Raw genomic sequence first — 3852 nt, 5'->3', positions numbered from 1 at the left:
CCCCAGACGTTGTCGCGCAGCACGCGCCCGCTGGCATCCACGGCGTGTTTCATGCCCGAGAGCTCGCCCTTGCTGGTGCGCTCATTGCCTTTGACCTGCTCAGCGTCAGCACTGTCGAGGTAGGCGCGGAAGGTCGAGACTTCGATCACTTCGTTCTCGCGGCCACGGCCATAGACCACGTGGACGATGCGAAAGCGCCGCCCGATGATGAAGGCGCGGCGGAACAGGCCCTTGACCTGCTCGGGCGTGGCGTTGGTGGCCACGTCGAAGTCTTTGGGGCGCAGGCCGACTAGCAGGTCGCGCACCGCTCCGCCGACGATGTAGGCCTCAAAACCCGCTTGCTGCAGGGTACTGACCACGTTAAGGGCGCGCTCGTCGACCAGATTGGGGTTGATGCCGTGCTCGGATACAGGGATTTCGACGCGTTTGCCAAACTTAGGCTTTTTGGCGGCGGCAGGCTTTTTGCCGAGTATTTTGTCGATGAATGTCTTGATCATGGTTGCTTTGTAAACAAGTCCAGTATGCGCCATCCGCGCTGGGTGGCGATGGCGCGCAAACGCTCGTCGGGGTTGGTGGCGACGGGGTGCTGGACTTTTTCCAGCAGCGCCAGGTCGTTGATAGAGTCAGAGTAGAAGGTGGCCTCCACGTCTTGCCAGCTTAAGGACCGTGCGGCCAGCCAGTCTTCGACGCGGGCGATCTTGCCTTCACGGAACGACGGCACCCCCCGGATCTGACCGGTGATCCAGCCGTCGGCACCCTGCTCCAGATCCACGGCGATGAGCTCGTCTACGCCCAGGGCATCGGCGATGGGGCGGGTAACAAACGCATTGGTGGCCGTAACGATGATGACCTGGTCACCCGCATCTTGGTGCTGTTTGAGCAATGCACGGGCCACGGGTTGTATGGCCGGGAGGATCACCGCGCGCATGAAATCTGCGTGGGCAGCTATGGATTTTGCAGCACCCTGCTTGCGCGCGGCTTCGGTGGCAAACAGCACGTATTCCACAATATCGAGCGTGCCGGCCTTGTAATGGGCGTAAAAATAGTCGTTGCGCTGTTTAAACACCTGCGGGTCGGTCCAGCCGATGGCGGTGGTGAACTCGCCCCAGGCGTAGTCCGAATCCAGGGGCAGCAGGGTGTGGTCCAGGTCAAACAGGGCCAACTTCATAGGGCTCACTTTCAAATCGTCTCCAACATGGATTTAACCAAAGGGATGGTGATGGCGCGCTGGGTTTGCAGGGCATAGCGGTCCAGATGCTCCAGCAACTGCATCAGGCTGCCCAGGTCGCGGCTGAAGCGGCGCAGCAGGTAGTCCACCACCTCGGCGCTCAAAGTCACGCCACGGGCTTGTGCCTCCTGGCCCAGCACGGTGCGCAGCTCGGCTTCGCTCAGCAGTTGCAGGGCAAACACGTTGCCACCGCCCAGGCGCGTGCGCAGGTCTTCACGCAGCTGCAAATCAGCCGGGGGCACGTCGCCCGCACCCAGCACCCAGCAACTGCAGGTTTGCGCGTTGACAAACCATTTAAAGGCCATGTGCTGCTGCGCCGGGTTGTACAGGTGCACGTCGTCCAGCAGCACTGCCGCCCAGGTGTCGTCGAATTCGGCTGGCTCGTAGACGCTGGGGTCCATCCAGCCGACGCGGGCGGCTTGCACGCGGTAGGCCTCGCGCACGGCGCGCAGCATATGGGTTTTGCCGGTGGCGGGGCCGCCCCATAAGTAGGTTTGCAGCGGGCGGCCGGTATCGACCACGGCCTGCTGCACATGCTGCAAGGCGGCCGCGTTGGGGCCGCCAAAAAAGTTGGCAAGCGTTGGGCTGGTGCCCAGCCCGATGTCGAGTACCAGTTGCTGCATCCTGGTCTAACCCTGATAAAGCCGGCTGGCCAGATAGCTGCCACGGATGCGGCGTATGGCCACCAGCAGCACGGCGCTCACGGGCAGCGCCACCAAAATACCGACAAAGCCAAACACCTGGCCAAAGGCCAGCAGGGCAAAAATCACCGCCAGCGGGTGCAGGCCAATGCGCTCGCCCACCAGCCGCGGCGTGAGAAACAAGCTTTCAATGAACTGGCCAATGCCATACACCACGGCCACCATCACCAGCGCCTTGATGGACGCAAACTGCAACAGTCCAGCCAATGCCGCCAGCACCAGGCCCACGCCAAAGCCCAGGTAGGGCACAAACATGGCCAGCCCGGTAAACAGGCCAATCGGCAGACCCAAATCCAACCCAAACAACGACAGGCCAATGGCGTAGAACGCCGCCATGATCAGCATTACCAGCAACTGGCCGCGCAAGTACTGGCCCAGCACCTCGTCGGCCTCTTCTACAAAGCTGTCAAAACCTGGGCGTGCGCGGGTAGGCACCAGCGACACCAGTTGGGCGATAAACCGGTCCCAGTCCATCAGCAAATAAAACAGCGCCACCGGAATCAGCACCAAATTGCCCAGCACCGCCATGGCCAAGCTGCCTCCCAGGCGTACGGAGGACACCAGCGAGCCCAGCGCATCCTCCACATTGGCGTTGAGGTACTTGAACACAAAGGCCTTGATGCTGGTCGGGTCTAGCGACACCTTGACCCCCAACTGGGCCAGCAGCGGCGTGAGCCAGTTGGTCAGGCTGTCCAGCAGCAGCGGCACCTGTTGGCGCATCAGCGGCGCTTCTTTGAACAGGATAGGCACGATCAGCAAAAGTATGGCTAACAGCACCACGATGAACAATAGCTCCACCACGGCCACCGCCAGCACGCGCGGCACGCGACCCCGGAACAGGTTGTCGAGCCGATCCACCAGCGGTGTCAGCATGTAGGCCAACACCGCCGCCACCACAAACGGGGTCAGTACCGGCCCTAGCAGCCACAGGGCCAGCACGGCCACGACAGCAATGGAAAACCAGGCCAGGGCACGCCGTTGGGTAGAGGTAAATTGCATCAGGTGGAGGGTGTGGGGCTCAGGGTGGAATAAAAACAGCGATTGGGGCGGATGCAGCAGCGCGCCGCCTGCCCTTAAAATCCGTGCAAATTGTAGAGGGCTACGCGGACAAATCCCGCCGGCCCTGATATCTGGGCCTTCTTAAAGCCCTTCACCTCTTGATTCACCCCGTGTGAACGCTCTGACCATGACCACCATGACCACCTCCCAAGCCGACCACACCGCCCCCCTCTCCTACAAAGACGCGGGGGTCGATATCGACGCAGGCGACGCGCTGGTCGAGCGCATCAAACCCTTAGCCAAAAAAACCATGCGCGAAGGCGTGCTGGCGGGCATTGGCGGCTTTGGCGCGCTGTTTGAAGTGCCCAAGCGCTACAAAGAGCCGGTGTTGGTCAGCGGCACCGATGGCGTGGGCACCAAGCTGCGCCTGGCGTTCGAATGGAATATGCACGACACCGTGGGCATCGACCTGGTGGCCATGAGCGTCAACGACGTGCTGGTGCAAGGTGCGGAGCCGCTGTTCTTCCTCGACTACTTTGCCTGCGGCAAGCTGGATGTGGACACCGCAGCCGCCGTGGTCGGCGGCATCGCCAAGGGTTGCGAACTGTCTGGCTGCGCGCTGATCGGCGGCGAAACCGCGGAAATGCCCGGCATGTACCCGGCTGGTGAGTACGACCTGGCCGGTTTTGCCGTGGGTGCAGTCGAAAAATCCAAAATCCTGACCGGCCGCGACATCCAGCCCGGCGACGTGGTGCTGGGCCTGACCAGTAGCGGCGTGCATTCCAACGGCTTCAGCCTGGTGCGTAAGTGCATTGAGCGCGCCGGTGACGCAGCCCCGGCCCGACCAATGCTGGATGGCCGATTGCACCGTGAAAGCGGCATAGAAAATGCCGATCAGCGGCAGCGCCAGGCCCCACAAAGGCG

4 protein-coding genes and 1 pseudogene are annotated in these 3852 nt (G+C 62.1%); 1 reads left to right on the top strand and 4 read right to left on the bottom strand.

Annotation, left to right across the window (positions count from 1 at the left end):
• The 4 genes and pseudogenes from ABI213_RS08280 to ABI213_RS08265 all read right to left on the bottom strand — a co-directional run.
• Positions 1-497, bottom strand: a pseudogene (locus tag ABI213_RS08280) (polynucleotide adenylyltransferase PcnB); the annotation flags it as partial.
• Positions 494-1168 carry an HAD family hydrolase gene (locus tag ABI213_RS08275; RefSeq protein WP_348026701.1) on the bottom strand — a complete coding sequence of 225 codons (675 nt, stop codon included), beginning with the start codon at positions 1166-1168 and terminating at the stop codon, positions 494-496. The gene ABI213_RS08275 and the pseudogene ABI213_RS08280, both read right to left, overlap by 4 nt.
• Before the next feature lie 11 nt (positions 1169-1179).
• Entirely contained in the window at positions 1180-1851 is a 672-nt protein-coding gene (hda, locus tag ABI213_RS08270; RefSeq protein WP_348005545.1) for a DnaA regulatory inactivator Hda, read from the bottom strand.
• Between the two features lie 6 nt (positions 1852-1857).
• Positions 1858-2928, bottom strand: coding sequence for an AI-2E family transporter (locus ABI213_RS08265; RefSeq protein ID WP_348005546.1), 1071 nt, complete (start codon positions 2926-2928; stop codon positions 1858-1860).
• Positions 2929-3124: 196 nt separating this feature from the next.
• Between ABI213_RS08265 and purM the strand changes: the two genes are divergently transcribed.
• Positions 3125-3852: phosphoribosylformylglycinamidine cyclo-ligase (gene purM, locus ABI213_RS08260; RefSeq protein WP_348026699.1), on the top strand; the 728-nt coding region annotated here is incomplete at its 3' end.

The sequence above is a fragment of the Rhodoferax sp. genome (assembly GCF_039922535.1).
Classification (GTDB): domain Bacteria; phylum Pseudomonadota; class Gammaproteobacteria; order Burkholderiales; family Burkholderiaceae_C; genus Rhodoferax_B.
The sequence above is the reverse complement of the archived record's forward strand: the minus strand, read 5'-3'. Positions and strand labels throughout refer to the sequence as shown.